Below are 1,804 nucleotides of genomic sequence, written 5' to 3'. Positions count from 1 at the left end.
CATATCTAAAATCATAGGAATAAAATTAAAAATTTGTTTGAGGAACAGACCGATTATTATTCCAAAAAATACTGCATATATCAAAAAGGAAAAACCTAAGTGCAGATTAACAAGATATTCCATAGCAATAATAAAACAAATATTAATTAATAAAAGAATAATATAATTATTATTCTTCATTTTCCACCTCCAGATGTATCAAAATATTTTAACACATTTTGAAATTAATAGGAGTTTGGAAGTAGAAATTTTGATTGATTTGTTATTTGAAACCAAAAAAACAAAAAGAAGTCCAAATCGAAATGTCTTTTTCTATCTACCAAATATCACTAAACTTCCTAGGTGACTTAGCCTTATGAAATTCACGTACTATTTTATGTAACTCATCATTAGGTTTACCTTTAATGATTTCTGAAATGACCTTCATATCAACATCATGACCTAACTCTTTCATTTTCCATTTTACTTTTTGCATACTCCCAGCAATCGCATATTCTTTAATCACGTGCTGCTCAAAAGTATTAGACTCATATGATTCAGTTAAGTCCACAAAATTCTGTAGTTCAGCGATGCGTTTCTTTGCTAATTGTAAATTCATAATACATCACTCCTAAATAGTTCTTAGTTATAGAGTTCTATAGAAATGGAGTGAAGCCTTTATGTGATTGTGATGAATGTGTGAAATTGTTTCAGTATCATGTGCATTCAAATTGTACACTATTAAATAAAGATTGCTAAATACCCACAATCTCGCGAAAAATTGCATTTATTAAATTAATTGACCTTTTGTGGCTAGAAGACAATTCTTACTTTTTCATTTTAATCTCTCCCTTAAATATATTTTTCACCATTACGAGTTACACTTACCATCAATCCGTACGGATTATTAGCGTTGAACCTGTTAATCGCCTTGCTAACAAATTGCGTTCCTTTATGATGAGTAAACATTTCTGCTTTGTAATTAACCTTATCACGCACGTCCCAACCAACTTCAAGTAACCATGGAGTATATCCTTTAGGTTGATCACTACCCATCACAGAGTCATGATTTGCCAATTTATCATCAAAGTAAATTTCTAATGACCATTCATTAATACTAATCTTCTTAGGTTCATCGACTCGTATTGACTTTACAGTGTTCCCACTTCTCTCATATTGAACAGGGGTATAGGAAGTAAAATAAGCTTCTAATTCAGACTTTAAGTAACCTTCTAATTGTTTTCCAGCATCCTTTAAAATCTTCCTTATTTTAGCTTCATTCATAACAGCTTCCTGTCCATGATTTGTTGCAATCCATTTCTCAATTTCTTTTATTGATTTAAATGTAGGCACTGTAACACCCCTTCCAACTTATCTGTTTTATTATTTTTATCCAAACAAAAAAGCATCCATTAATGGATGCTAAAATATCTCACATCATTTCCCTATACTTTTTATAATCTCTCTTCAATTTTAGAAATTAATACACTCAATTCTTGTATCTTCTCTCTATTTTCTACTTTCTGTATCTCAAACAATTTTTTACTTGTATCTAATTGTTCTTCAATATCTTTTACATATTTATTAAAATAATCATCTTTCTTCCTAAATCCAACGCTTTCCGAGGCACTCAAGGCAATATTGTACTTGGCTTTTAATACGTCTATTTTTAATTCAGCATCAATATTCAATGATTTCAATGTTTCCCGTTGTTCTTTTAGAGAACTTAACCATTCTACTAATCCATCTTTAATATGCTGCTCCATTACTCCCACTCCTCATCAAATATTTTCCATTACACATATGTAATTTGACAAGTAGAGAC

At 30.2% G+C, this 1,804-nt stretch carries 4 protein-coding genes; all 4 read right to left on the bottom strand.

Annotated features, from left to right (window positions below):
- Nucleotides 1–180, bottom strand: a 180-nt coding sequence (locus tag V7122_RS25650; RefSeq protein ID WP_335530173.1) for a hypothetical protein, incomplete at its 3' end; no start/stop codon positions are given.
- Between the two features lie 136 nt (nt 181–316).
- Entirely contained in the window at nt 317–598 is a 282-nt protein-coding gene (locus tag V7122_RS25645; protein WP_335530171.1) for a hypothetical protein, read from the bottom strand.
- 233 nt (nt 599–831) lie between these two features.
- Nucleotides 832–1,332, bottom strand: coding sequence for a hypothetical protein (locus V7122_RS25640; RefSeq protein ID WP_335530168.1), 501 nt, complete (start codon nt 1,330–1,332; stop codon nt 832–834).
- 101 nt (nt 1,333–1,433) lie between these two features.
- Complete coding sequence (locus tag V7122_RS25635; RefSeq protein ID WP_335530165.1) at nt 1,434–1,745, bottom strand: hypothetical protein; 312 nt, start codon at nt 1,743–1,745, stop codon at nt 1,434–1,436.
- Between the last annotated feature and the right edge of the window lie 59 nt (nt 1,746–1,804).

The organism is Bacillus sp. JJ1532 (assembly GCF_036965085.1).
Lineage (GTDB): Bacteria > Bacillota > Bacilli > Bacillales > Cytobacillaceae > Cytobacillus.
Note: the sequence above shows the minus strand (reverse complement) of the source record. Positions and strands in the feature narration are given on the sequence as shown.